The following is a 25,960-nucleotide window of genomic DNA, read 5'->3' as shown; positions in this document are numbered from 1 at the left end:
CGCCTTACCACTCACGAGGCGTCAGCCGCGTTCGATGAGGTGACCCACCACGTCCGGGCCGGGGTGGGCGTGGCCCGAGCCGTCGCGGCGGACGTCGATCTCCGGGAGCTCCACCGGGTCGCCGTTGCGGGCCGCTCCCGCTGGGCGGGGGCCGATCCACGCCACTCGCAGTTCCGTCTCGCCCTTGAGGAACCGCTGGGCCCGGACGCCGCCCGTGGCGCGGCCCTTCGCCGGGTACTCGCTGAACGGGGTCACCTTCACGCTCTGGCCCGTTGCCGTGATCACCATCGGCTCACCGTGCTCGTCGTCGTCCGTGCGGACCGCGCCGAAGAACACCGCCGACGCGCCCGCGGGCAGGTTCATGCCCGCCATGCCGCCGCCCTTGAGGCCCTGCGGGCGGACCAGCGAGGCCGCGTACTTCAGCAGCGACGCCTCCGACGAGACGAACGCGAGCGTCTCCGAGCCGTCCGTCAGCCACGTTGCGCCGACGACCTCGTCGCCGTCCTTCAACGAGATCACTTCGAACTCGTCCGAGCGGACCGGCCACTCCGGCGAACAGATCTTCACCACGCCGGCGCGGGTACCGAGCGCCAGGCCCGGGGAGCCCGCCGCCTGCTCGCCCAGCGGGGCGATCCCGACGACCGTCTCGCCCTTCTCCAGCGGCACCAGTTCCTTCGCCGCCATGCCGCCGCGCAGCGACACCGTGCCGGCCTGCTCGGGCAGCACCGGCAGCGGCAGCACGTCCGTCTTGAACGCCCGGCCGCGGCTGGTCACCAGCAGCACCTGCCCGCGCGCGGTCGTGTGGACCAGCGCCGCCACGGCGTCGTGCTTCACGCGGCCGTTGCGGCGACGCGTCTCCGTCGCTTCCTCGGACTCGGCCGCGGTGCGGGCCACCAGCCCGGTCGCCGACAGGATCACCTGGCACGGGTCGTCCGTGACCTCCAGGGGCCCGGACGGCTTCGACGCGGCCAGGACCTCCTTCAGGTCGCCGTCGATCAGCGAGGTGCGGCGCTCGGTCGTGAAGTCCTTCGCGACCTTCGCCAGCTCCGACGAGACGAGCTTCTTCAGCACCGACTCGTCGTCGAGGATCTTGGTCAGTTCCGCGATCTCCTCGCGCAGCCGCTCCTGCTCCGACTCGAGTTCGAGCCGGTCGTACTTCGTCAGCCGGCGCAGCGGCGTGTCCAGGATGTACGTCGCCTGGATCTCCGACAGCTTGAAGCGCGTCATCAGGCCGTCCTTCGCGGCCTGCGCGTTCTCGCTTTCGCGGATGAGCTTGATCACCTTGTCGATGTTCAGCAGCGCGATCAGCAGGCCGTCGACCAGGTGCAGGCGCTCTTCGCGCTTGCGGCGCCGGTACTTCGTCCGCCGCGTGACGACGTCGTAGCGGTGGCGGAGGAAGACCTCCAGCAGCTCCTTCAGGCCCAGCGTCTGCGGCTGGCCGTCGACGAGGACCAGGTTGTTGATGCCGAACGACTGCTCCAGCGGCGTGAGCCGGTAGAGGTCGGCCAGCAGGGCCTGCGGGTTGACGCCGACCTTGCACTCGATGACCAGCCGCGTGCCGTTCTCGCGGTCGGTGAGGTCCTTCACGTCGGCGATGCCGGTGAGCCGCTTGGACTTGTTGACCTCGTCGGTGATCTTCTCGATCACCTTCTCCGGGCCGACGCCGTAGGGCAGCTCGGTGACGGTGATCGCCTGCCGCCCGCGGCTGCCCTCCAGGGGCCCGGTCTCGACGCTCGCGCGCATCCGCACCACGCCGCGGCCCGTCTCGTAGGCGCGGCGCACCTCGTCGAGGCCCAGCAGCTTGCCGCCGGTCGGCAGGTCGGGGCCGGGCACGAACTCCATCAGCTTGTCGAGCGTCGCGGTCGGGTGCGTGATCAGCCACCGCGCCGCGGCGATGACCTCGCCGAGGTTGTGCGGGATCATGTTGGTCGCCATCCCGACCGCGATCCCGGACGTGCCGTTGACCAGCAGGTTAGGGAACGCGGCGGGCAGCACGGACGGCTCTTCGAGCGAACCGTCGTAGTTCGGCCGGAAGTCGACGGTGTCCTCGCCGAGCTCGCCGACCAGCTGCATCGCCTCGGGCGACATGCGGGCTTCGGTGTACCGCGAGGCAGCCGGGCCGTCGTCGGGGCTACCGAAGTTGCCGTGGCCGTCGATCAGCGGGACGTTGAGCGAGAAGTCCTGCGCCAGCCGCACCATCGCGTCGTAGATCGCGGTGTCGCCGTGCGGGTGGTACTTACCCATGCAGTTGTGGACGGCGAACCCCTCGACCACGAATTCGTGCGCTTCGGTGCCGACCTGGATGTCGTAGGTGACGTCCGGCTCGACGCGCTCGACCGACACCACTTCGAGGAACGAGAAACCCTTCAGCGCGTCGAGCCGGTCGGCGAGCGGAGAGCCGATTCGCCGCAGCTTTTCGATCCAGCCGTCCTGGTGCGCCCGCTCAAGCGGGAATGAGCGGTCGGCCAGTGCGGTACCGTGCCGATCCTTGCCGTAGCGGACCTTCGCCCCGCTGACCACGGACAGCGAGGCGCGGAAAGCAGTTCCCTCGCTGTCGCGGAACCAACCGCCACCGACATGGGCGGCCGAGAACTCGGCCATGACGCCCTTGGCGGGCAACCGGTCGTTGCCCTGTTTGCCGCCGTACCCGTAGGTGATCTCCGTGAGCTTTTCCAGATCGCTCTTCTTGTAGCCGATCGTGATCCACGGCGTCAGGATGCCGGCCAGTGCCGCCGCGTCGGATCCGCTCACCGAGAGACCGAGCAAGGTCTTGTGACCACCCGGCTTCGGATCGGTCCAGTGGTGACCGTGGATCCCGAGGTCGGCGAGCATCGCGTAAACCTGCCGGACCAGCACCTCGCTTGTGCTCACGTAGACGATCTCGCGGCGGTTCTTGCGGATGTAGCCGTCGCCGTCGAAGATGCCCGCGAGGAACGGTGCCCAGTGCGAACGGTTCGTGAGAACCTCCGCCGGGACAGTCTTCGCGTCGCTGAGCGGGTTTCCCGCCGCGAGGAGGCCTTCGTGCCGGGCAAAGGTGAGGATGTGCTGGTCGCGCCATCCCGGCTTCGCCGCGGGGCGGGTCCCCCTGGACACGCCCAGTCCGTTGGCCGTTGCCCATTCGTACACCGCGTCGAGCGGCTCCACGTCGCACATGTGGATCCGGACCCGGCCGTCCGCGTCGCGGTTGCGGTCGACCGCGAATCCTTCGGCCGTGATCAGGCCGAGGAGGTAGGCGTAGCGGTCTCCGCCCGTGGGCCGGTTTTCGCGGCGTGCGTTCCCGTAGGCGACGGTGCGTCGCCCGGTGAGGTCACGGGCGTCCGTCCACGTCAGACTCGAGTCTTCCGCTACGGTCCGGAACCGTTGGCCCGGCGTCACGAGCATCGTGTGCCCGTTGGCCCAGGTGACGCGAACCAGTTCGGAGGCCGGGTTCTCGTAGACCTCGGTGACCGGCACGGAGGCGCCGCCACGGTCGAGCACCTGGTCGCCGATCCCGATCTCTTCGATCGGGCGCAATCCGTCCGGGGTGGAAACCAGAGCGCCGCGGACGAAGCAGTCGCCGACCACGCGCGACGACTTCACGTACGCGTGCGTCGGCCGGTAACCGTTCTCGTTCATCGAGTACAGGATCCGGCGGTGCACCGGCTTGAGCCCGTCCCGCGCGTCCGGCAGGGCGCGCGAGTGGATGACCGAGTACGCGTACTCCAGGTAGGAGTCTTCGATCTCGGTCTTCAGCGGGTTCTCGAAGACCTGCGCCCCGGCGGCGTCGAACGCGCTCGGATCGACCTTGGTGGTGGTGCCCTTGCGGCGTGCCACGGCAGAACTCCTTGGTAGCTACGAAAAGATCAGGCGTCGATGGCTTCGCGGTCGACCCGGTCGGAGGAGGCGACCAGCCAGTTCCGCCGGGGCTCGACCTTCTCACCCATCAGCAGCTCCAGCGCGCCTTCGGCGGCTTCGGCGTCGTCCATGGTGATCCGGCGGACCGAGCGGGTGGCCGGGTTCATCGTGGTCTCCCACAGCTCGTCGGCGTCCATCTCGCCGAGGCCCTTGAACCGCGGCACCGGCGTGACGATGCTCTTGCCCGCCTTCTCCAGCTCGGCGAACTTCTGCTCCATCTCCCGCTGGGTGAAGGTGAAGTGCGTCTCCGGGTTGCGGCCCTTCGTGACGAGCTTGTGCAGCGGCGGCATCGCCGCGTACAGCCGGCCGTCCTCGATCACCGGGCGCATGTACTTCGCGAACAGCGTGATCAGCAGCGTGCGGATGTGCGAGCCGTCGACGTCGGCGTCGGCCATCAGGATGACCCGGCCGTAGCGCATCGTCGTCAGGTCGAACGTGCGGCCGGTGCCGGCGCCCAGTACCTGCACGATCGACGCGATCTCGGCGTTCTTCAGCGTGTCGCCCAGCGACGCCTTCTGGACGTTCAGGATCTTGCCGCGCAGCGGCAGCAGCGCCTGGTACTCCGACACGCGCGCCATCCGCGCCGACCCCAGCGCGCTGTCACCCTCGACGAGGAACAGCTCGCTGCGGGAGACGCCGGTGGTGCGGCAGTCGACCAGCTTCGGCGGCATCGCCGCGCCCTCGAGGGCGGTCTTGCGCCGGGCGGCGTCCTTCTGCTGCTTCTGGGTGAGCCGCACGCGGGAGGCGTCGACCACCTTCTGCAGCACGACCTTGGCCTCGGACTTGGTCTTGCGGTCCTCGGTCCACGCCTTGACGTGCTTGTCGACGATGCCCTGCAGGACGCGGGTGATCCCGGCCGTGGACAGCTCGTCCTTGGTCTGCGAGGTGAACTGCGGCTCCGGCAGCCGGACGTGCACCACGGCCGTCATGCCCTCGAGGACGTCCTCGATCGTCGGCATGTCCTCCTTGGGCTTGAGCAGCCCGCGGGTCTTGGAGATGGCCTCCTGCAACGCCTTCGTCACCGCGCGGTCGAAGCCGCGCCGGTGGGTGCCGCCGTGGACGTTGCGGATCGTGTTGGTGAAGCACTCGACCGTGCGCTCGTAGCCGGTGCCCCAGCGCAGCGCCACCTCGACCTCGGCGTGCCGCTCCACATTGGACTGCATGACGCCCGCCGCGTCCGCCGCGTTCTCCTTGTACGTGCCTTCGCCGGTGATCAGCAGCGTGCCGCAGACCGGCTTTTCGCCCGACGGGCTGAGGAAGTCGACCATGTCGACCAGGCCGTGCGGGAAGTGGAAGGTCTCCTCGTTGATCGTGTCTTCGATCGCGGTGCGCAGCACGTACGTGACGCCCGGGACGAGGAAGGCGGTGTTGCGCATCTTCGCCCGCACGCCCTCGACGTCGAGCGCCGCGCCGGACTCGAAGTAGCGCGCGTCGTACCAGTAGCGGATCGACGTGCCGCTGCGCTCGCCGCGCTTCATCTTGCCGGTGACGTTCAGCCCGGACCGGCGGGTGAACTTCGCCTTCGGGCCGGGCGCGTCGAAGGTGCCGGGGATGCCGTGCTTGAACGACATCTGGTGGACCTTGCCGTCCTGCTTCACCGTGACGTCGAAGCGGTGCGACAGGGCGTTGACCGCCGAAGCACCGACGCCGTGCAGGCCGCCGGAGGTCTTGTAGCCGGAGCCGCCGAACTTGCCGCCGGCGTGCAGCCGCGTCAGCACCAGCTCGACGCCGGACAAACCGGACTTCGCGTGGGTGCCGGTGGGGATGCCGCGGCCGTCGTCGTCCACCTGGACGCTCCCGTCGGCGTGCAGCGTGACGACGATCTTCGTCGCGTAGCCGGCGACACCCTCGTCCGTCGAGTTGTCCACCACCTCGGAGAAGAGGTGGTTGATGCCCCGGCTGTCGGTGGAGCCGATGTACATCCCGGGTCGTTTGCGGACGGCTTCGAGACCCTCGAGATGCGTCAGGTCGTCGGCCCCGTACAAGGTCTCGGCAGTCACAGGGTCGTTCTCCCGGATCGTGGCTCGCGAAAGTGCTGGTGGTGGTGCGGACTCGCCTGCACCGTAGTGCAGGATATCCGCCACCCCCGACAACTTCCGCGCGCTCCCGTTCCCGGAGTGGCGTGCGCCGCTCCCTAGCGGGGGTCGAAGCCCAGGTCGGGCCACAGGCCCAGCAGCGCTTCGATCTTCCGGGGGACCTGGAAGCTGTTCCGGAAGTTCGGCTTTTCGCCGATCGCGGCGAGGGCCTTGCGGAGGTCGCCGAAGGCCGGTTTGGCGGCCGACTGCCGGGTCAGGACGTAGCAGTACGTGCGGCGGGGGTAGGCGAACTCGTCGATGTAAGCCTGCAGGACGAGACCGGGGGCCTCGATCCGCGACCCGACGAGGGGCCGGCCCTGCTTCTGGCTGTAGACGGGGATCACGTGCACGCCCGCGCGAAGCGTGCGCGGCGGGTCCTGGCCCTGGGCGTCGTCGGCCCAGAGCAGCTCGACGCGGAACGGTGATTCGCCGTTGTCGCCGGGGTGGGTGTATTCGCGCTGCAGCTCTTCGAGCCGGTACGCGGCCTCGGCGTTCGGTTCGCCGCCTTCGACGAGGCTGACCAGGTACAGCTCGGCCGGACGCGGCCAGGACGGCCGGGGCACGTCGGCGGCTTCCGGCTCGGCCGCCACCGGTTCCGCGGTCGCGGCGGCCTCGGCCGGCTCCGCGGTGGCGGGCGGCGCGCTGTCCGGCTGGGCGGCCGCGGTGCCTTCCGGGCCACCCGGGCCGGTGGGCTGCGGGCCCGTTCCCGGCTGGGCCGGGGAGGCGAGGGCAGCCGCGGGCGCGTCGGGCGTCGCCGGGCGGACCGGCGAGGGTGCGGGAGGTGCGGGGCGGACCGGCGAAGGCGCGGGAGGCGCGGGCCGGACCGGCGAGGGCGGCGGCGTCACGGCCGCGGGGCGGACCGGCGTCGCGGGGCGGCTGGTCACCACCGGCCGGGCGGCCGCGGTGGGCCGGGAGGCCGCCGGGCGGGCCGTGACCGGCTTGCCGGCGGCGTACTGCTCCAGCAGCGGCTCCAGGTCGCCGGCGGTCAGCGAGGGGCCCGCGAGGTCGCACCACTCGAGCCAGGCCTCCTGGGCCTCCTCGACGGTCTGCCGCTCGTGGGAGAGGGTGACCGCCTCGAACAGCTGCCGCGGGCCGGCGGCGGTGACGTCGGCCGAGCCGACCACGACGAAGGACGGGTCGTCCTCGGCGATCACCAGCTTGGCGTTCAGCCCCCGCAGCGAGTGCACGATCACGCCCGCCTTGACCCAGTGCAGCAGCGCGTGCGGGCTCGTCGCCCCCGACAGCACGGTGTCCAGGCTCGCGTCCGTGATCAGCGTGTCGCCGGGTTGCAACGGCAACAGGGCCGCCGCGCCGGGACCGACGTGGCCGAAGGCGGCCACCAGGTTCCGGCGCGGGGCGAGCAAGGGGGTGATCGAGGCCCAGATGTCGCGACCGGCGAGTAGTCGTACCGAACGTTCTGCCAAACCCAGCCGAGCGAGCTCCGCGTCCATGCCCCGACCTTAGCCGGTGCCCCCAAAGCGGTTGACGGCCGGAATATCTCTTGCTTGGAAGTAGTTGAGCGTGCATGTAAGATGGTGCTCGCGAAGGGAGCAGGTCATGCAGTTCGGAATCTTCACGGTGGGCGACGTCACGACCGATCCCACCGACGGCACCACGCCGTCGGAGCACGACCGGATCAAGGCGATGGTCCGGATCGCGCTCAAGGCGGAGGAGGTCGGCCTCGACGTCTTCGCGACCGGCGAGCACCACAACCCGCCGTTCGTGCCGTCGTCGCCCACGACGATGCTCGGCTACATCGCGGCGCAGACGTCCAAGATCATCCTGTCGACGTCGACGACGCTGATCACCACGAACGACCCGGTGAAGATCGCCGAGGACTTCGCGATGCTGCAGCACCTCGCCGACGGCCGCGTCGACCTCATGATGGGCCGCGGCAACACGGGCCCGGTCTACCCCTGGTTCGGCCAGGACATCCGCCAGGGCATCCCGCTGGCGATCGAGAACTACGCGCTGCTGCGGCGGTTGTGGCGCGAGGACGTCGTCGACTGGTCCGGCAAGTTCCGCACCCCGCTGCAGGGCTTCACGTCGACGCCGCGTCCCCTCGACGACGTCCCGCCGTTCGTCTGGCACGGTTCCATCCGCAGCCCGGAGATCGCCGAGCAGGCCGCGTACTACGGCGACGGCTTCTTCGCCAACCACATCTTCTGGCCCAAGGAGCACTTCCAGCAGCTGATCTCGTTCTACCGCCAGCGCTTCGAGCACTACGGCCACGGGACCGCCGACCAGGCGATCGTCGGCCTGGGCGGGCAGGCGTTCATCCGCCCGAAGTCCCAGGACGCGCGGAAGGAGTTCCGGCCGTACTTCGACAACGCGCCGGTGTACGGCCACGGCCCGTCGCTGGAGGAGTTCACCGACCAGACGCCGCTGACGGTCGGCAGCCCGCAGGAGGTCATCGACAAGACGCTGACCTTCCGCGAGCACTTCGGCGACTACCAGCGCCAGCTGTTCCTGATGGACCACGCGGGCTTGCCGCTGAAGACGGTGCTGGAGCAGCTCGACCTGCTCGGCGAGCACGTCGTCCCGGTGCTGCGCAAGGAACTGGACGCGCTGCGTCCCGCCCACGTCCCGGAAGCGCCGACGCACGCTTCGCTCAAGGCCGCTTCGCTGAAGGACGCTTCCGTGGAGGCTTCGGTATGAAACTCGCAGTGGTGACGGCGGGCCTGTCGGTCCCTTCGTCGACCAGATTGCTGGCCGACCGGCTGGCCGCGGCGACCGTCGCCGCGGCCGGCCCGCCGGTCTCGGTGTCGGTGGTGGAGCTGCGGGACATCGCTTTGGAAATCACGAAAAACCTGTTGACGGGCTTCCCGGGCCCGGCGCTGCGCACGGCGATCGAAACGGTGACCGGCGCGGACGCCCTGATCGTGGTGACGCCGGTGTTCACCGCGGGGTACAGCGGGTTGTTCAAGTCGTTCTTCGACGTCCTGGACGCGGATTCGCTGGTGGGCAAGCCGGTTCTGCTCGCGGCCACGGGCGGGACGGAACGCCACTCGCTGGTGCTCGACTACCAGCTGCGGCCGTTGTTCGGTTACCTGAAAGCGGATCCGGTCGCTACGGGCGTGTACGCGGCTTCGTCCGACTGGGGCAGCGGTGAGGCGGCGGGGGCGCTGCAGCGGCGGATCGAGAAGGCCGGCGGAGAACTGGCTTCGGCAGCGGCCGGCCGGCCCGCGGTGAGCGCGGGGCCGGGTTTTGTTCCCTTCGAACAGCTGCTGGCGGAGTAGGGCGGGAGCGGGCTCAGGGGTGGTGAACCCGGTACCGCAGATGCGTCACCCCTTGCCCCGCAACAACTTCCACCCGTTCGAATTCGGCCTTGCCGGAGCCGAGGTTCTCGAAGTACCGCACCCCTTCGCCGAGGAACACCGGCACCAGGTCGATCCGCACCTCGTCGAGCAGCCCGAGGTTCAGGCACTGCTGGGCGATCGACGGCCCGGAAACGCCCACGGTCCCGTCGCCGGCCGCCTTCGCCCGCTCGATCGCGCTCCCGACGTCCGGGCAGAACGTGAAGGGCGCCAGGTGGTCCGCGGGCCAGTCCGCGGGTGGCGGGCGGTGGGTCACGACGAACGCCGCGCCGCCGCCCGGCGGCCGGCCGCCCCAGCCGCGGGTGTGCTCGAACACCCGGCGGCCGCAGACGAAGGCGCTGTGGCGTACCGAATCGAGGAATGCGCTCAGGTACTCCGCGCTGGCCGCCGCGACCCGGAACGTCATGGGGTAGCCGACCATCGGCACCTCGACGTCCCCGGCCTGGTACCAGTCGAAAAGCGGTCCGACGCTGTCGTCGGGCCGGGCCACAAAACCGTCCAGTGACATGCAGAAGCTCGCGACCACTCCGGGCATCGTTATCAACCAATCCGTTTATCAACCGATAAGTTGAAGATAAGACGGTCACCCGGACGCGTCAAGAAGCTGCCGAAAGTAGGGGGTGCCGCCCGCCGTCCGGCAGGAGCCACGGCCACCCCTCGCTGCCTATCTTCCTGCCCATGACCAGGGTTTTCCTCGTGCTGGCGGCCCTCCTGCTCACCACCGCACCCCCGGCAGCCGCCGCGCCGCCGCCGGACATCGACAGTTACGTCCGCGCCTACCTCGACCACACCGGCCTGCCCGGCGCGGCCGTCGCCGTCACCCACGACAACAACATCGTCCGCGTAGCCGGCTACGGCCACGACGCGGCGGGAACCCCCCTGACGGCGTCGAGCCGGCTGCCGATCGCGTCGCTGAGCAAGTCCATGACGGCGTTCGCCGTGCTGCAACTGGCCGAAGCGGGCCGGGTGGGGCTCGACGAGCCCGTCACGCGCTACCTGCCGGGCTTCCGGCTCGCCGACCCCCGGGGCGCCCGGATCACCGTCCGGATGCTGCTGGACCAGACGTCCGGGATGGCCGATTCGGCGTTCCCCGACCTGAAGCTGCCGCAACCGCACACCCTCGCCGAGGCCGTCACCCGGCTGAAGGACGCGGAACTCGCCGGCGAGCCGGGCGCCCGGTACCACTACCACAACCCGAACTACGAGGTCGCCGCCCGGATCGTCGAGGTCGTGGCCGGGCAGCCGTTCGACGGCTACCTGCGGACGCGGCTGTTCCGGCCGCTCGGGATGACGGCCAGCACGACCGTGGACGAGCCGCCCGCGGACCTCTCGCCGGGGTACGTCCGGGCGTTCGGGTTCGAGGTCCCGGTGGCCGAACCGCGGTGGTTCACCGGCGGCAGCCACGGCGTGCAGAGCACCGCGGAGGACCTCGCGCGGTGGCTGGTCGCGCAGCGTGACGGCGGGGGCGTCCTGTCGCCGTCCTCGGTGGCGCTCGCGCACACCCCCGCGCCCGGCCGCCAGTACGCGCTGGGCTGGGCCGCCTACCGCCCGGGACAGCTGGCCCACACCGGCGAGTGGTTCAGCCACACCGCCGCGCAGATCCTGCTCCCGGACGGCTACGGCATCGCCGTGCTCGCCACCACCGGAATGGCCATCGACAACGACGCGGAGACGCTGGCGCAGGGCCTGGCCACCCTGGTCCAGGGCGGCTCGCCGGAGCTCGCGCTGCCAGCCGGGGTGGTCGCGGACCGGGTGCTCGCCGCGCTGATCCTGCTTTCGGTGCTGCTCGCGGCGCTCGGCGTCGTCCACGCGCGACGGTGGGCCGCGCGCCGGACGAGCCCGTGGCGGGCGGGGCTGCGGTTGCTGCCGTACCCGGTGCCCGGCCTGGCCCTCCTGCTGCTGCCGGACCTGATGAGCGTCGTGTTCGCCGGGCGGCAGGGCACGTTCGGGCAGATCCTGTACGTCTGGCCCGGTCTCGTCGGCTGGCTCGGATCCGCCGCGCTCTGCGCGTTAGTGGTGGTCGTTGCGCGGGTACGGGCTCTGGTGAGTGGCAGACAGCGGCCGCGCCGGGAAGAATCGGTCGAAACGACGGGAGTGGTCGCGTGGGGCTCGGAAAGCGGATGAAGCGGGTCTCGAAGGTGGTGGCGGGCGCGATCCTCCTGATCGTCGGGGTGCTGCTGCTCGTCCTGCCCGGCCCGGGGCTGTTGCTGGTGCTCGCGGGGCTGCTGCTGCTGGCCTCGGAGTTCCCGGCGCTGGAGCGGTACGTCGACCCGGTCCGCGACCGGGCGATGAAGGCGGCCGAGGACAGCGTGTCGTCGCCGCTGCGGATCGCCGGCTCGGTGCTGGCCGGGCTGGCGCTGCTGGCGGCGGGCATCGTCTGGGGCACGGTGAAATCGCTGCCGTTCAGCGGCTGGAGCACCGGGTCGAGCCTGATCCTGTCGTCGGTGATCCTGTTCGCGTTGCTCGGCTGGAGCTACCGCCGGGTCAAGTCGCGCCGGGAAACCGGAACGAAGGCTTCGGCCCGCGACTGACCGGTAGCCTCGAACGACTCGGCGAGCTGGTCCGGGTCCGGGTGCCGGAGCTGCCGCCCGAAGGGGCGCGGCACTTCGCCCGCGGAGGGGTGGTCCTGGTGTCGGGATCGTGGCCCGCGGCCGAGCCGGCGGCGGCCGCCGAGCCAGCGGCGGCCGCGGAGCCGGCGGATCGGCCGGTGTTCGTGCCGGCCGAAGGGCTGACGAACCTGCTGGCCGGCCTCGTCGCACGGCAGCGGCTCGCCGGCCGCCCCACGACGTGAGGCGGCCGGCGAGGCGGGTCAGACCGCCTTGGTGACCTGTGCTGCCGAGGTCGCGTCCACCACGTAGCCGGTGTACGAGGTGTCCGTGCGCAGCCCGGCCGCGTTGACGCTCCAAGCGGTCAGCGAAAGGTAGTACCGGCCGTCTCCCGCGGGCACGGTGAACTCGAACGCGCCGGTGCCGTCGGCCGCTGCGGGCACCGGCACCTCCGTGCCGTTGCCGATGCGGTAGCCGTAGGCCGCGAGGCCCGGCTGCACCGGCGCCAGCGTGCAGTGGACGACCTGGTCCGGGTGCAGGCCCGCGGCCGCGTCGCACGTGAGCGGCGGGGCGGCCGAGCGCGGGAAGAACGAGTAGTACGCCGCCTCGGACACCGTGCCGTCGGCGAACGTGCTGCGGACCTCCAGGTACTGCGTGTTCGCCGTGAGCGGTGTCAGGACGGTGCTCGCCGTGCCGTCCGGGCCCGCCGCCACCGTGACCGGCGCGCCGCCGAGGTACCGGTACGAGTAGCTCACCACGCCGGGCAGCGCCGGGGCGAACGCGAACGTGCCCGGCGTCGTGACGTAGGCACCCTGGCGCCCGGCCGGGTACTCCGCGCTCGTCACCGTCGGTTCGTTCGAGCCGATCTGGACGTCGACCTCCTGGGTCCCCGAACCGATCCCGGCACCGGTCGTGCTGCTGACGTGCAGGTAGTGGCCGTACGCCGAGTCGGGCACGATCGTGATCTGCGCCGTGCCGTCCGGTCCGGCCGGGACGGTCACCGGCTCGCCGTAGTCCCAGTCGTAGGTGAAGGACACCGAACCGGGCAGCGTGGCGTGCAGGGTGAAGACCACCGGCTTGCCGACCATGGTGTCCGTGGGCACGTCGACCACGGGCAGGCCGCGGTCGACCGGGAGCTGCCCTCCGCCGGAGCCCGACAGGTTGCCGTTGGCCATCCGCGCCCGGACGAGCAGGTAGTAGGCCTGCGTGGCATCGGTGGGCGTGACGTCGATCGTGGCGGTGCCGTCCGCTCCCGCGGGGACGGTGGTCTCCGGACCGCCGTCGATGGTGTAGACGTACTCGCTCGCGCCGTCGGTGCCGTGCGGGGCGAAGGTGCACTGCTGGGTCTCACCCAGGTAGGCGTGGTCGGCGCAGGTCATCGACGGGCCGTTGTCGGCGACCCAGAACCGGTAGTCCGTGCGGTCGGATCGGGTGCCGGCCGGGTCGACGCTCCACACCGACAGGTACTGCGGGCCACCCTGCTTCGGCACGATGGTGACCGTCGCCGGGCCGCCCTTGCGCGTGGCCGGGACGTAGGAGCCGGGGGTGTCGAAGAGGCCGTAGTAGTAGCCGACGACGTCCGGGACACCGTTGGCCGTGAACGTGAACGAACCGGGAACACCGGTGCCGCCGGTGCCGAGGCCGACGTCGGAGTAGTCCGGCGAGGTGACCACCGGCGGCTTGTCCGGCCCCGCGAAGTCGGTGGTCAGCTTGCAGACCGCGCTCCACGGCCCGGTGTCGGTGCGGTCGGACCCGCGCACCTGCCACGCGTACGTCGTCGCGTCGGCGAGCCGGCCCTGGACGTTCATCGAGACGCCGTCGCCGTAGAAGGAGTTCTGCAGCGTGATCCGCTGCTCGGGGTGGTCGACCGGCCACAGCGCCCACTCGGCCTGGCCGAAGTCGCCGTCCGGATCGGTGAGCGCGGCGCCGAGGGTGGTCGAGCCGTTGCCGACGACGACGGGCTTCGCCGCGCACGGGTGCGTGTTCACCGTGAGCTGCGCCGGCTTCAGCGGCGCGCGGTTGTAGCCGATGCTGAGCGTCGCGTGCGGGTTGTAGGAGCGCCCGGCCTTCGGGTCGTCCTGCCGGTCGGCCGGCAGCCGCAGGGCGAAGGTCACCGTCTTGCGGCCGGCGTCGAGCGCGTTCTGCAGCGCCGTGGTGGCGTTCCAGAACACCCCGCGGGCCGGGCAGGACGTGTCGAGGATGGGACCGCCGGCCTTGACCAGTTCGGCGGGCTGGCTGTGCCACGTCGGCTTCTTCGCCGGGTCGGTCAGCCACAGCTCGGTGGCCCTGGTCGCGGTGCAGTCGGCGACGGCGGTTTCGTCGACGGCCACGCCGGCCCGCTCCAGCCGGTGGCCGCGCAGCGCCGAGATGTCGAACGTGAGGTACGCCTTCGAGACGTGGTCGACGCCGTTGGCGTAGGTGTGCGCGCCCACCGGGACGTCGCCCGCCGGGTTCGTGAAGCTCGTGCCCGGCGCCGCGGAGTCGATGTACGCCCACGAGCCGGCCGCGACCTCGGTGATCGTCGAAGCGGCCGCGGGTGCCGCGGCGACCACCGCGGTCAACAGTGTGGAGACGGCGAAAACCCCGGCCGCCCTGACCTTCGAGCCCATCGGGCCTCCCCCGTGAAGTGTCGGTTCAGTCCCGTATCGAAGGTCCTTTCGGGATCGTTACCCGCCGGAAAGCGGAATGGCCGCACCGGGAACCCCGATGCGGCCATTCCGGACAAACGGCTATTTACCGCTGCTGTACAACGCACTCACGTCCGCGTCGGACAGCGCCCGGTCGTAAACGTGGACCTGGTCGACGGCCCCGTTGAGGTAGTCGACCGGGCCGCCGCCGTACTTGCCGCGGCCGATCACCGTGTGGCCCGTCGACGCTTCGCCGAGGCACACGCTCTTCGTCGCGGCCAGCCGGCCGTCCACGTAGAGCTTCAGCGTGCCCGACGCCGCGTCCCGCACGCCGACGACGTGGTACCAGCGGTTGGCCTCCGGCGCGGTGGGCGCCAAGGCCCGCGTGCCCACGAAGCTCATCGCCAGCCGGTGGTCCGCGCCCGAGTACTGCAGGAAGAACGCGCTGTTGCTGTCGCCGTCCTGGCTCACCACGGTCTGGAAGCCGTCACCCACCGCGTTGAACTTCACCCACGCGGCCGCGCTGTAGCTGCCTTCGGTGTTCACCAGGGCGGCGCCGGTGTCGGCGTACTGGCCGGAACCGTTTGTGGCCAACGCCGATCCGCTCTTCCCGGCCGTCCAGGACGCGCCGCCGGCGAGCGTCGCGTCGTGGTCACCGACGACGTCCGCCGCCACCGTGCCCGCGTTCTCGTCGAACGGGTAGGCCGCGATGCCGTCGATGCCCGGCGTGCCCGCGGGCACCGAAGGACCGGAGACCGGAGCACCCGTGGCGCCCTTGATCACCGCGAGGTTCGCCGCGCGGACCGCCGCGAAGTCCATCTTCTTCACCTGCCGGTCGTAGGTGAAGAAGCCGTTGACCTCCTTTTCGACGTCGGTGGTCTGCGTGTAGACCCCCGCGGACACCCCGCACCGCTGGGCGACCAGCAGCAGGCGCTGCTGGAGCTCGCCGTAGCGCCGGGTCAGCGTTGCGCTGTCGGGCTCCATTTCGTAGGCGAAGCTGCCCGCCGGGTCGAACTCGTGCCCGGCGACCTTGAGGCCGAGGCCGCCGTACTCGCCGTCGACGGCCGCGCGCGTGCCGGTCTGCACCGGCGTGCCCGGCCCGGTGTAGGTGTGGTCGTCGTAGATGTCGCCCTTGCCGCTGTCCGGTTCGGACCGGCAGCAGTTGACGCCGGATTCGGCGTTCACCAGCCGCGTCGGGTCCCAGGCCTTGACCTCGTCGGCGATGCGGCCGACCTCGTAGTCGCCCCAGCCCTCGTTGAACGGCACCCAGCTGACGATCGACGGGAAGCTGCGGTGCTGGTCGATCATCCGCTTCAGCTCGGACTCGTAGTTGACGCGCGCCGCGGCCGACGGCTCGACGTCGTCCTTCATCGCCGGCATGTCCTGCCACACCAGGAGCCCGAGCTTGTCGGCGTAGTAGTACCAGCGGTCCGGCTCCACCTTGATGTGCTTGCGCACCATGTTGAAGCCGAGCGCCTTCTCCTGCTCCAGGTCGAACTTCAGGGCCGCGTCGGTCGGGGCGGTGTAGATGCCGTCCGGCCAGAAGCCCTGGTCGAGCGGGCCGACCTGCATCACGAACTTGCCGTTGAGCAGCATCCGCTGCTTGCCGTCGGCGGTCTTGCCGAGGCCGATCGACCGGATGCCGAAGTACGAGCCGACCTCGTCGCCGGAGGGGACGAGCCGCACGCGCAGGTCGTAGAGGAACGGGTCGTCCGGCGACCACAGGTGCGGCCGGTCCACCTTGAGCTTCAACGGCTTGTTCGCGTCACCGCTCACGCGCCCGACCGGGCGGCCGTGGTCGTAGGCGACCGCTTCCACGCGCTGCTTCACGGGTCCGCCGACCACGGCGTTGACCGTGACCGAACCCGAAGCGACGTCCGGCGTCACGTCCAGGCGGTCGATGCGCGCGGACGCCACCGGCTCCATCCAGACGGTCTGCCAGATGCCGGACGACGGCGTGTAGAAGATGCCGTCACCGGGCTGGCGCTGCTTGCCGATCGGCTGCCCGCCCTGGTCGTTCGGGTCGGCGACGCCGACGACGATCTCCTGGGTCTTCTTCGTGGTCAGCGCGTCGGTGACGTCCACGGACCAGGCGTCGTAGCCGCCGGTGTGGCGGCCGGCGGTCTTGCCGTTGACGATGACCGTGGCGTCGTAGTCGACGGCCTGGAAGTGCAGCAGCAGCCGCTGGCCCTTGCCGACCTGCCAATTCTTCGGGACCTCGAACGTGCGGCGGTACCACATGTTCGTCTCGTGGCGCATGATCCCGGACAGCGCGGACTCGACCGGGTACGGCACGAGGATGCGCTCGCCGAGCGTCTTGCCGACCGGCGCGGCCTCACCCGGGGTCGCCTTGGCGAATTCCCAGACGCCGTTGAGGTTCTGCCACTTGTCGCGCGTCAGCTGGGGCCGGGGGTAGTCGGGGAGGGCGTTGGCGGGGGAGACGTCCTTCGTCCACGGCGTGGACAGCGGCGGGGTGAGCCGCTGCCACTGGGGCGCGTCGGCGGCGCTCGCCGCCGGCGCGGTGCCGAGGCCGGCGATCGCGACGGCGAACGCCGCGGCGGCGGTCAGCCATCTCCGGGTTTTTCGGGCCGGGCGGAACATCGTTGAGACCTCCTGGTGGGGGGACGGGGACTCAGCGTGGAACTTTCACCGGGTTCGGGAACGCGCCAGCAGGCGCTGGATCACCACGACGACGAGCAGGAAAGCCCCGCTCACCACCGTCTGGTAGTTGGAGTCGAGGGTGCCGATCTGGTTGATGACGTTCTGGATCAGCGTGCGCAGCAGCACGCCGACTAGCGTGCCGATGATCGTCCCGGCGCCGCCGGTGAGCAGGGTGCCGCCGATGACGACCACGGAGATCGCGTCGAGTTCGGTGCCGACGCCGATCACCGTGACGCCGGACTGCAGGTACGCGGCGGTGAGGACGCCGGCGAACCCGGCCAGTGCGCCGCTCAGCGTGTAGAGGCTGATCTTCGTGCGGGCCACCGGCAGGCCCATCAGCAGCGCGGACTGCTCGGCGCCGCCGATGGCGAACACCGACTGGCCGAACCGCGTGCGGCGCAGGAGGAGCCCGCCGAGGGCGAACAGGATCAGCGTCAAGTAGACCGGGACGCCGATGCCGAAGATCGTGCCCTGCCCGAGCCAAAGGAACGCCGAGCCCGGGTCCACTTTGTACGTTGTCGCGCCTTCGGACGTCAGGGCCAGCAGGAGTCCCCTGGCGAAGAGCAGCGACGCCAGCGTGACGATGAACGGCGCCATCCCGGTGCGGGCGATGAGCAGGCCGTTGACGAACCCGATCAGCGAACACACGGCCAGCGGCAACAGGATCGCGACGACCAGGCCGTACTGCGCGCCGTAGGCGGCGAGGACGCCGCCGAGCGCGTAGTTCGAGCCGACCGAGAGGTCGATGCCGCCGGAGATGATCACGAACGTCATGCCGAGCGCGATCACCGCCAGGAAGGAGCCCTGCAGCACGAGGCTGCGCAGGTTGTCCGCGGTGCCGAAGTGCGGGAACGCGAACCACGCGGCGGCGATGCCGAGCACGAGCACGACGGCCGCGCCCTGGCGTTGCAGAACCCCGGCGAAGGCCGCGTTGCGGACCTGGGTCTGGGTCGCGGTCATTTGCTGCTCCGCTCACGGGCGACGTAGACGGCGACGACGATGATCGCCGCCTGGACCATCTGGGCGGTGGAGTCCGGCAGGTTGTGCTTGATCAAGGTGGCTTGGACGAGCTGCATGAGCAGCGCGCCGAACACGGTGCCGAGCACCCGGACCCGGCCGCCGGTCAGCGGCGTGCCGCCGACGACGACCGCGGTGATCGCGGACAGCTCCATGAGCAGGCCGACGTCGCTCGGGTCGCTGGCCGCCAGCCGCGAGGTCGCCAGCACACCGGCGATCGCGGCCAGTGCCCCGGAGATCACGTAAACGCTGACGAGCACGCGCTTCACCGGCAGCCCGGCCAGGGTGCTCGCGGCCCGGTTGCCGCCGACCGCGACCAGGTGGCGCCCGAACGTCGTGCGCTGCACGACCAAGCCGGCCAGCACCGCGAGCACACCCGCGACGACGACCATGATCGGCACGCCGAGGAAGTCGCCGGTGCCCAGCTCCAGGAAGTCCTGGTTGTGCAGCTGGACGAGCTGGCCGTGCGCGATGACCAGCGCGAGCCCGCGGCCGCCGACGAGCAGCGCCAGTGTCGCGATGATGGGCTGGATGCCCAGGTAGGCCACCAGGTAGCCGCTGAACAGGCCGGACACGATCCCGGCGATGACGGCGACGATGATCGCCATCATCGGGCCTGCGCCGAGGTAGAGCGGGATGAGCGCGGCGGCGATCGACATCACCGAGCCGACGGAGAGGTCGATGCCCTCGGTGCCGATCACCAGCGCCATGCCGAGCGCGACGATGCAGACCGGCGCCGCCTGCACCAGCTGGGTGCGGAAGTTGGCCGCGGACAGGAAGTTCTCGGTGAACCCGATGTTGAACAGCAGCAGCACCACGACGGCCAGGTAGACGCCGTAGTTCTGCAGCCACGCGGTGACCTTCGCCCGCTCAAGGGTGGCGGTGGACATCGTTGTCACCCTCCGCTGCGATGGCCGTCAGGACGTTCTCCTCGGTGATGCCTTCGCCGGTGAGCTCGCCGACGACCGAGCCGTCGCGCAGCACGACCACGCGGTCGGAGCCGTCGATCAGCTCTTCCAGTTCGGACGAGATGAGCAGCACGCCGAGCCCCTCCTGCGCGAGTTCGTCGATCAGGGCCTGGACCTCGGCCTTGGCGCCGACGTCGATGCCGCGGGTGGGTTCGTCGAGCAGCAGGATCTTCGGGCCGGTCGCCAGCCAGCGGGCGAGCAGCACCTTTTGCTGGTTGCCGCCGGACAGCTCCGACACCTTCTGCTCGGGGCTGGCGGCCTTGATCCGCAGCCGCTCCATGAAGATCTTGACGATCTTGTCCTGTTTGGCCTTGCTGACCAGCCCGAACGGCGAAAGTCCCGGCAGCGCGGCGAGCACGATGTTCTCGCGCACCGACAGGTTGGGGATGATGCCGTCGGTCTTGCGGTCTTCGGCCAGCAGCGCGATCCCGGCGCGCATGGCCCGGGCGATCTTGCCCTTCTTCAGCGGTTTCCCGGCGAGCAGCACACTCCCGCCGTCGAGGGGGAACGCGCCGACGATGGCCCGCGCCGTCTCGCTGCGGCCGGAGCCGAGCAGGCCGGCCAGCCCGACGACCTCGCCGGGCCGGATGCTCACCGAGACGTCGTGCAGCCTCCGCATCCCGCTCAGGTTTTCGGCCTTGAGCAGCGGCTCGCGCTCGACGTCGTGCTCCTCGCCGAACGCCGTGACGCCTTCCTCGCGGATCTGCTTGATCTCCCGGCCGAGCATCTTCGACACGAGCTCGATGCGTGGCAGGCCCTTCAACGGTCCGCTGTGGACGACCCGGCCGTCGCGCAGGACGGTGACGCTGTCACACACCCGGTACAGCTCGTCCATCCGGTGGCTGACGTAGACGATCGCGATGCCCTCGGCGTGCAGTCTGTTCAACACTTCGAAGAGCGTCTCGACCTCGCGCGGCTCGAGCGACGACGTCGGCTCGTCCATGATGACGACCTTGGCGTCGGTCGAGACCGCGCGGGCGAGGGCGACCATCTGCTGCGCGCCGACACCGAGGGTGTGCAGCGGGCGCTTGACGTCGTCGTTGATGCCGTAGCCCTTGAGCAGCTCGCGGGCGTCGGCGTGCATCTTGGCCCAGTCGACGAGACCGGCCCTCGTGCGCGGCTCGCGCCCGAGGAAGACGTTGCCGGCGATGCTCATCAGCGGGACGAGGTTGACCTCCTGGTAGATCGTGGAGATCCCGGCGCGCTGCGCGTCGATCGGCCGCTTGAACACCACCGGCTCGCCGAGGTGGCGCACCTCGCCCTCGTCGGGCTGGTAGACGCCGGTGAGCACCTTGATCAGGGTGGACTTGCCGGCGCCGTTCTCGCCGACCAGCGCGTGCACCTCACCCGGCGCCAGTGCGAAGCTGACGTCGTCGAGCGCGAGGGTGCCGGGGAACCGCTTGGTCACCCCGGTCACCTCGAGCACCGGTGCGGTCGTCATGGCGACGTCCTCTTCGGTGGCTGACGTCATTTGTAGGAGTTCCCGACCTTCTGGGCCGCGTTGGTCTCGTCGTACTGGTCGTCGGTGATGACGATGCTCGCCGGGATCGGCTCGCCGTTCTCGAACTTCTGCAGCGTCTGGAAGGCCAGCGGGCCGAAGCGCGGGTTGGATTCGATGACGGCGTTGTAGCTGCCGTCGACGATGAGCTGCACGGCGTTGCGGGTGCCGTCGATGGAGATGATCTTGACGTCCTTGCCGGGCGTCTTGCCCGCCGTCTTGAGCGCGTTGACCGCGCCGACGCCCATTTCGTCGTTCTCGGCGTAGACCGCGGTGATGTCGGGGTGGCTCTGGATGAGCTGCTCCATCACGGACTGGCCCTTGGACCGGTCGAACTCGCCGGTCTGCTCGGCGACCACGGACAGGCCGGGCGTCTTCGCGAGCTCGTCCTTGAAGCCCTTGGTGCGGTCGGTCGTGACGTTGTTGCCGGACGAGCCGAGCAGGATGGCGACCTTGCCGGTGCCGCCGGTGACCCGCGCGGTCTCCTGGGCGGCGCGCTTGCCCTGCTCGACGAAGTCGGAGCCGATGAAGGTCAGGTAGTCGGTGCACGGCTGGGACGTCACCTTGCGGTCGACGGTGACGACCGGGACCTTCTTGGCCTTCGCCGCGTCGAGGGCGGGCTGGAGGCCGTCGGAGTTCAGCGGCGCGACGATCAGCAGCTGGGCGCCGCGGTCGAGCATCGACTTGATGTCGCTGATCTGCCGGTTCAGGTCGCTCTGGGCGTTGGTGACGAGCAGCTTGTCACTCGCGATGCCGAGCTTGGCGGCTTCGTCCCGGATGGACTGCGTCTCGGCGATCCGGAACGGGTTGGCCTCCTTTTCGGACTGTGAGAAACCGACGACCGCGGTCTTGAGGTCGACCTTGGGGTAACCGGTTTTCTGCAGGGTGCAGCCGTCGGCGGACGGTGCGGCGGACTGGGCGCTCGCGGCCGGTCCGCCGCCGCTCGACGGGGCCGCGGGGGTTTCCTCCCGGCTGGTGCAGGAGGTGAGGGTGAGCGCGGCGGCGGCCGCGGTCACCAGGACCAGTCGGGGGCGGGAGGACAACAGCACGGTGACTCCTCGGGCAGCATCGTCGGTGACCCGCTCGCCGGGGTGATCGGGGTCACCGCGGGGAGCTTGAGGTACTTTTTACATCGTTGGAACAACGTTGTAAACCGGCAGTGGCTCGCTACACTTCGTGCTCACTCACTGAAGGGACCGCCCGTGACCGTGACGCTCAAGGACGTCGCCACGCTCGCCGGAGTGTCGGTGAAGACGGTGTCGAACGTCGTGAACGGCTACGCCTTCGTCAAGCCGGAGAACCGGCGGCGCGTCGAGGAAGCACTGGCGGTGACCGGCTACCGGCCGAACGTCGGGGCCCGCAACCTCCGTCGCGGCCGCACCGGGTTCCTGGCGTTGATGGTGCCGGAGCTGTCGATCCCGTACTTCGGCGAGCTGGCCGGCCTGGTCATCACGGCGGCCCAGAAGCGCGGGTGGAGCGTCCTGATCGAACAGACGCAGGGGACGCGGTCGCGGGAGCGGGAGACGCTGTCGTCCTTGGGGCCGCACCTGGTCGACGGGGCCCTGGTGCACCCGGAAGCCATGGAGGCGGCGGACTTCCCGGCCGATCCGGGCGGGATCCCGCTGGTCATGCTGGGCGAGCACGCGGTGGACGTGCCGATCGACCACGTGGCCATCGACAACGTCCTGGCGGCGCGCACGGCGGTGTCGCACCTGGCGTCGCTCGGCCGGAAGCGCATCGCGGCGATCGGGCGCAACCCGGCCCGCGGGACGTCGTCCCAGCGGCTGGCCGGCTACCGTTCGGCGCTGGCCGACGCCGGCTTGTCCTATTCGGACGCTTTGGTGGCACCGGCGGACAAGTGGCACCGCTCGGTGGGGGCGGCGGCGATGAAGTCGCTGCTGGCGTTGCCTTCGCCGCCGGACGCGGTGTTCTGCTTCAACGACCTGCTGGCCATCGGCGCGTTGCGCGCGGTGGCCGAGCTGGGGCTGCGGGTGCCCGGGGACGTGGCCATCGTGGGGTTCGACAACAACGAAGAGAGCGCATTCTCCCTGCCGTCGTTGACGACGATCGCCCCGGACAAGACGGCGCTCGCCGAGGCGGCGGTGGACCTCGTGCACCGGCGCATCACGGGGGACAACACGTCACCACCGCAGGACATCCAGACCCCGTTCGCCTTGGAGATCCGCGAAAGCACCCGCAGCCGCTGACGCCCAAGCGCCCCAATGTGGCGTTGGGTGCGTTGGACGCAACCAACGCCACATTGGGGCGCTCTGGTCAGCGGGAGGGCCAGTGCCAGGAGGGGCGGTCCAGGCGGCCCTGGCCGGCCAGTTTGGTCTCGCCGTACTCCTTCTCCAGTTCCAAAGTGCCCACCTCGGCGATCTCCGCGAGTGCGCGGATCAGGGGCTGGGCGTGGGACACCACCACCAGCTGGGTCTCCTTCGCCGCCGTCGCGATGAGGGCCGCCAGGGCCGGGAGGAGGTCCGGGTGGAGGCTCGTCTCCGGTTCGTTCAGCACCAGCAGCTCCGGCGGGCGCGGGGTCAGCAGGGCCGCCACCCACAGCAGGAACCGCAGCGTTCCGTCCGACAGCTCGGCGGCCGAAAGCGGGCGCAGGAGACCGTGCTGGTGGAAGCGGACCGACAGCAGGCTGTCCTGGGTGGCCACCTCCAGCGTCGAGCCCGGGAACGCCGCGTCGACCACGGCCGCGAGCTCCGAAGCGTGGCCCACCTCGATGATCGTCTGCAGGGCCGCCGCCAGGTCGGCGCCGTCGTGGGACAACACCGGCGTGCGCGTGCCGATGCGGGACTGGCGGGCCGGGGCCGCGGCGTCCGTGCGGAAGTGGTCGTAAAAGCGCCACGACCGGATGCGTTCCCGCAGCACCAGCAGTTCCGGGCACGCCCGCGGGTCCGCGAACTCGCTCAGCATGCTGTCGGTCAGCCGGATCTTGAACCGGTCTTCACCCCAGGCCCCCGAGGAAACGCGCGTGCGCACCGACGGCCCCGCCCGGTCCGCGAGCAACGCGGACGGCCGCAGGACCGGTCCCGACCAGACCGCTTCCCGCTTGAACTCCGGGTCGAGGTTGAACATCGTCTTCCGGCCCGGCACCGGCAGTCCCAGGTCGAGCGCGTAGCCGAACTCGTCGCCCGCGAAGCCGAGCCGCAGCCCGACGGCCTTGGTGCGGACCGTGCCCTGCACCGGCGAACGTCCTTCGCGGACCGCGCGCCCGACCGTTTCCGGCCCGGCCCACAGCGTCGACGGCAGCCCGCCTTCCCGCGCCAGCGCCGCCACGGCGCCGTTGCGCGACGCGTCCGCCAGCAGCCGCAGCGCCCGGTACAGGCTCGACTTGCCGCTTCCGTTCGGTCCGGTGACGACGGTCAGCCCGGACAGCGGCAGGACCAGGTCGCGCAGCGAGCGGTAGTTCCCGACGGCCAGCGTGGTGAGCATGCCCCCGAACCTAGCCGCTGTGCTCTTCCAGTACGGCCGCTACCTCCTCGCGAGCGCGTCCCCGGCCCGGCACGCCGCCGGCGAACCTGCAGGGCATCTGGAACGACGACCTGCGCCCGGCCTGGTCGTCGAACTACACGGTCAACATCAACACCCAGATGAACTACTGGGCCGCCGAGACGACCGGGCTCGGCGAGTGCCACCTTCCGCTGTTCGACCTGCTCGCCAAGCTCGCGGTCACCGGCGCCGATGTGGCGCGCGAGCTGTACGGCGCCCGCGGGTGGGTCACCCACCACAACACCGACCCGTGGGGCTGGGCGACGCCCCGGTCGACGGCTCGGAGTGGGGCGGGCTGCTGCCCAACCTGTTCAGCACGCACCCGCCGGTCCAGCTCGACGGCAACCGGTTTCCCGGCCGCGATCGCCGAATTGCTGGTGCAGAGTCATTCCGGCACGATCGTGCTGCTCCCGGCGCTGCCCGCGGCCTGGCCGGACGGGGAGGTCCGGGGCCTGCGCTGCCACGGGGGCGTTACCGTCGACCTCGGCCGGCGCGACGGCGAACCGGACGTCGTCCGGCTGACGCGGACCGGCGGTGGGCGATTCGACCGTCCTGAAAGGACTGTGATGCTGACCGACCTCGACCGCGAGGCGCTGTGGGAGTACCGCAGTGGTTACGCGGCTCCGGCCGACTTCGACGCCTTCTGGGCTTCGACGCTGGCCGAAGCGCGGACGCACGACATCGGCGTGCGGCTCACCCCGGTCGAGTCGCCCTTGCGGGCGATCGACGTCTTCGACGTCACGTTCGCCGGGTTCGGCGGCCACCCGATCCGCGCCTGGCTGAAGCTGCCCCGGCACGCCGGGGGGCCGCTGCCGGCGATCGTCCAGTTCCACGGCTACGGCGGCAGCCGCGGCAGCGAGCTCGAGCAGCTGCACTGGGCGGCCGCGGGCTACGCGCACCTGCAGGTCGACGTGCGGGGCCAGGGCGGCGTGACGCCCGACCCGGCCGGGAGCGGCCCGGCGTACCCCGGGCACCTCACGCGCGGGATCGACAGCCGCGAGACCTACGTCTACCGGCGGATCTTCACCGACGCGGCCCGCGCGGTCGACGCGGCGCGGGCGATCGGGCCCGTCGACCCCGCCCGCGTGGCCGTCGTGGGGTACAGCCAGGGTGGCGGCATCGCGCTCGCCGCGGCGGCGCTGGTCCCGGACGTCTCGGCCCTGCACGCCCAAGCGCCGTTCCTCTGCGACTTCCGGCGCGCCAGCCTCGTCGCGGGAGAGCGGCCGTACACGGAACTAACCGGTTACCTGGCCGAACACCGGACCCGGGCGGAGCGCGTCTTCGCCGTCCTGTCCTATTTCGACGGTGTCGGGTTCGCGAGCCGCGCGGAGGCGCCGGCCTGGTTCTCCGTGGGGCTGACGGACGGCATCGTGCCCCCGTCGACCGTCTTTGGCGCCTACCACGCCTATCGCGGGCCGAAGGAGATCGCGGTCTGGGACTACAGCGGCCACGAAGCCGGGGGCGCCGACGACCTGCGTGCGGTGCTCGACGCCTTCGGAGCGCTGTTCGAGCAATAGCCTGGGGGCACGAACCGAGAGGGGACCGTTTACGCGCTGCGGCTGCTGCTGGAGCCGCCGTCCGCGGCGCTGGCGGCGGCCGCGATGTCGGACGAAAACGTGGCGCTGCTGGAGGCGGAGCCGGCGACGTGCCCGGCGGCGCCGGCGGAAGACGCCTACCGCGACTACAAGGCGTTGACGGCCCACGACCGCCTGCTCACCCGCGTCTGCCTTCGCTCAACTCAAGCGTCCCAATGTGGCCTTCGGTGCGTTGAACGCACCGAAGGCCAGGCGGATTCATGCGGTCGTCGCAACATGCTCTATTTAGGACAGTAACATTGTGAGCTTCTTTGCAGGGCTGAT

At 70.6% G+C, this 25,960-nt stretch carries 18 protein-coding genes; 7 read left to right on the top strand and 11 right to left on the bottom strand.

Annotated elements, in window-relative coordinates; all coding sequences use genetic code 11:
- Positions 1–21 precede the first annotated feature (21 nt).
- The 3 genes from Q5425_RS18460 to Q5425_RS18450 form a co-directional block, all read right to left on the bottom strand.
- Positions 22–3,813 (bottom strand): DNA topoisomerase (ATP-hydrolyzing), encoded by a 3,792-nt coding sequence (locus Q5425_RS18460; RefSeq protein WP_308673491.1) that lies wholly within the window; start codon positions 3,811–3,813, stop codon positions 22–24.
- 29 nt (positions 3,814–3,842) lie between these two features.
- Positions 3,843–5,894, bottom strand: coding sequence for a DNA topoisomerase IV subunit B (locus Q5425_RS18455; protein WP_308673490.1), 2,052 nt, complete (start codon positions 5,892–5,894; stop codon positions 3,843–3,845).
- 134 nt (positions 5,895–6,028) lie between these two features.
- Positions 6,029–7,420 carry a hypothetical protein gene (locus Q5425_RS18450; protein ID WP_308673489.1) on the bottom strand — a complete coding sequence of 464 codons (1,392 nt, stop codon included), beginning with the start codon at positions 7,418–7,420 and terminating at the stop codon, positions 6,029–6,031.
- Between the two features lie 106 nt (positions 7,421–7,526).
- On the opposite strand from Q5425_RS18450, the gene Q5425_RS18445 reads away from it, so the two are divergent.
- Both Q5425_RS18445 and Q5425_RS18440 read left to right on the top strand, forming a co-directional pair.
- A complete protein-coding gene (locus tag Q5425_RS18445) occupies positions 7,527–8,627 on the top strand; it encodes an LLM class flavin-dependent oxidoreductase (RefSeq protein ID WP_308673488.1) in 1,101 nt (366 codons plus the stop codon).
- Positions 8,624–9,208 carry an FMN reductase gene (locus Q5425_RS18440; RefSeq protein WP_308673487.1) on the top strand — a complete coding sequence of 195 codons (585 nt, stop codon included), beginning with the start codon at positions 8,624–8,626 and terminating at the stop codon, positions 9,206–9,208. Before Q5425_RS18445 ends, Q5425_RS18440 begins: the two co-directional genes overlap by 4 nt.
- Before the next feature lie 13 nt (positions 9,209–9,221).
- Here the strand turns inward: Q5425_RS18440 and Q5425_RS18435 are convergent, their stop codons facing one another.
- Positions 9,222–9,821, bottom strand: coding sequence for a dihydrofolate reductase family protein (locus Q5425_RS18435; protein WP_308673486.1), 600 nt, complete (start codon positions 9,819–9,821; stop codon positions 9,222–9,224).
- A gap of 143 nt (positions 9,822–9,964) precedes the next feature.
- Here Q5425_RS18435 and Q5425_RS18430 point away from each other — a divergent pair, with 143 nt between their 5' ends.
- The 3 genes from Q5425_RS18430 to Q5425_RS18420 are packed head-to-tail and all read left to right on the top strand — an operon-like array spanning position 9,965 to position 12,077.
- Positions 9,965–11,410 (top strand): serine hydrolase domain-containing protein, encoded by a 1,446-nt coding sequence (locus tag Q5425_RS18430; protein ID WP_308673485.1) that lies wholly within the window; start codon positions 9,965–9,967, stop codon positions 11,408–11,410.
- Positions 11,389–11,817, top strand: a complete 429-nt coding sequence (locus tag Q5425_RS18425) for a PGPGW domain-containing protein (protein WP_308673484.1) — start codon at positions 11,389–11,391, stop codon at positions 11,815–11,817. Before Q5425_RS18430 ends, Q5425_RS18425 begins: the two co-directional genes overlap by 22 nt.
- A 41-nt stretch (positions 11,818–11,858) precedes the next feature.
- Entirely contained in the window at positions 11,859–12,077 is a 219-nt protein-coding gene (locus tag Q5425_RS18420; RefSeq protein ID WP_308673483.1) for a hypothetical protein, read from the top strand.
- 18 nt (positions 12,078–12,095) lie between these two features.
- Here the strand turns inward: Q5425_RS18420 and Q5425_RS18415 are convergent, their stop codons facing one another.
- From Q5425_RS18415 to Q5425_RS18390, 6 genes are all read right to left on the bottom strand, one after another.
- The gene (locus tag Q5425_RS18415; protein ID WP_308673482.1) at positions 12,096–14,441 is read right to left on the bottom strand and encodes a hypothetical protein; all 2,346 of its coding nucleotides are present in this window, start codon (positions 14,439–14,441) and stop codon (positions 12,096–12,098) included.
- Positions 14,442–14,561: 120 nt separating this feature from the next.
- Positions 14,562–17,060 carry a LamG-like jellyroll fold domain-containing protein gene (locus Q5425_RS18410; RefSeq protein WP_308673481.1) on the bottom strand — a complete coding sequence of 833 codons (2,499 nt, stop codon included), beginning with the start codon at positions 17,058–17,060 and terminating at the stop codon, positions 14,562–14,564.
- A 45-nt stretch (positions 17,061–17,105) separates the two neighbouring features.
- Positions 17,106–18,080 (bottom strand): ABC transporter permease, encoded by a 975-nt coding sequence (locus Q5425_RS18405; protein ID WP_308673480.1) that lies wholly within the window; start codon positions 18,078–18,080, stop codon positions 17,106–17,108.
- Positions 18,077–19,027 (bottom strand): ABC transporter permease, encoded by a 951-nt coding sequence (locus tag Q5425_RS18400; protein ID WP_308673479.1) that lies wholly within the window; start codon positions 19,025–19,027, stop codon positions 18,077–18,079. The genes Q5425_RS18405 and Q5425_RS18400 overlap by 4 nt, the downstream gene beginning before the upstream one ends.
- Positions 19,008–20,576 carry a sugar ABC transporter ATP-binding protein gene (locus Q5425_RS18395; RefSeq protein ID WP_308673478.1) on the bottom strand — a complete coding sequence of 523 codons (1,569 nt, stop codon included), beginning with the start codon at positions 20,574–20,576 and terminating at the stop codon, positions 19,008–19,010. The genes Q5425_RS18400 and Q5425_RS18395 overlap by 20 nt, the downstream gene beginning before the upstream one ends.
- Positions 20,573–21,652 (bottom strand): ABC transporter substrate-binding protein, encoded by a 1,080-nt coding sequence (locus Q5425_RS18390; protein WP_308673477.1) that lies wholly within the window; start codon positions 21,650–21,652, stop codon positions 20,573–20,575. The genes Q5425_RS18395 and Q5425_RS18390 overlap by 4 nt, the downstream gene beginning before the upstream one ends.
- Positions 21,653–21,805: 153 nt before the next feature.
- On the opposite strand from Q5425_RS18390, the gene Q5425_RS18385 reads away from it, so the two are divergent.
- Positions 21,806–22,810, top strand: coding sequence for a LacI family DNA-binding transcriptional regulator (locus Q5425_RS18385; RefSeq protein ID WP_308673476.1), 1,005 nt, complete (start codon positions 21,806–21,808; stop codon positions 22,808–22,810).
- Between the two features lie 67 nt (positions 22,811–22,877).
- On the opposite strand, the gene Q5425_RS18380 is transcribed toward Q5425_RS18385, so the two are convergent.
- Positions 22,878–24,044 (bottom strand): AAA family ATPase, encoded by a 1,167-nt coding sequence (locus tag Q5425_RS18380; protein WP_308673475.1) that lies wholly within the window; start codon positions 24,042–24,044, stop codon positions 22,878–22,880.
- Between the two features lie 17 nt (positions 24,045–24,061).
- Between Q5425_RS18380 and Q5425_RS18375 the strand changes: the two genes are divergently transcribed.
- Positions 24,062–25,618, top strand: coding sequence for an acetylxylan esterase (locus tag Q5425_RS18375; protein WP_396135191.1), 1,557 nt, complete (start codon positions 24,062–24,064; stop codon positions 25,616–25,618).
- Positions 25,619–25,960 lie beyond the last annotated feature (342 nt).

Origin of the sequence: Amycolatopsis sp. A133, from assembly GCF_031082405.1 — a bacterium.
Taxonomy (GTDB): Bacteria; Actinomycetota; Actinomycetes; order Mycobacteriales; family Pseudonocardiaceae; genus Amycolatopsis.
Note: the sequence above shows the minus strand (reverse complement) of the source record. Positions and strands in the feature narration are given on the sequence as shown.

Excerpts from the sequence above, each read along its gene's own strand:
- Q5425_RS18410 (WP_308673481.1), bottom strand. The coding sequence starts at position 17,060 with ATGTTCCGCCCGGCCCGAAAAACCCGGAGATGGCTGACCGCCGCCGCG.
- Q5425_RS18430 (WP_308673485.1), top strand. The coding sequence starts at position 9,965 with ATGACCAGGGTTTTCCTCGTGCTGGCGGCCCTCCTGCTCACCACCGCA.
- Q5425_RS18405 (WP_308673480.1), bottom strand. The coding sequence starts at position 18,080 with ATGACCGCGACCCAGACCCAGGTCCGCAACGCGGCCTTCGCCGGGGTT.
- Q5425_RS18380 (WP_308673475.1), bottom strand. The coding sequence starts at position 24,044 with ATGCTCACCACGCTGGCCGTCGGGAACTACCGCTCGCTGCGCGACCTG.
- Q5425_RS18450 (WP_308673489.1), bottom strand. The coding sequence starts at position 7,420 with ATGGACGCGGAGCTCGCTCGGCTGGGTTTGGCAGAACGTTCGGTACGA.
- Q5425_RS18445 (WP_308673488.1), top strand. The coding sequence starts at position 7,527 with ATGCAGTTCGGAATCTTCACGGTGGGCGACGTCACGACCGATCCCACC.
- Q5425_RS18440 (WP_308673487.1), top strand. The coding sequence starts at position 8,624 with ATGAAACTCGCAGTGGTGACGGCGGGCCTGTCGGTCCCTTCGTCGACC.
- Q5425_RS18435 (WP_308673486.1), bottom strand. The coding sequence starts at position 9,821 with ATGCCCGGAGTGGTCGCGAGCTTCTGCATGTCACTGGACGGTTTTGTG.
- Q5425_RS18415 (WP_308673482.1), bottom strand. The coding sequence starts at position 14,441 with ATGGGCTCGAAGGTCAGGGCGGCCGGGGTTTTCGCCGTCTCCACACTG.
- Q5425_RS18395 (WP_308673478.1), bottom strand. The coding sequence starts at position 20,576 with ATGACGTCAGCCACCGAAGAGGACGTCGCCATGACGACCGCACCGGTG.
- Q5425_RS18400 (WP_308673479.1), bottom strand. The coding sequence starts at position 19,027 with ATGTCCACCGCCACCCTTGAGCGGGCGAAGGTCACCGCGTGGCTGCAG.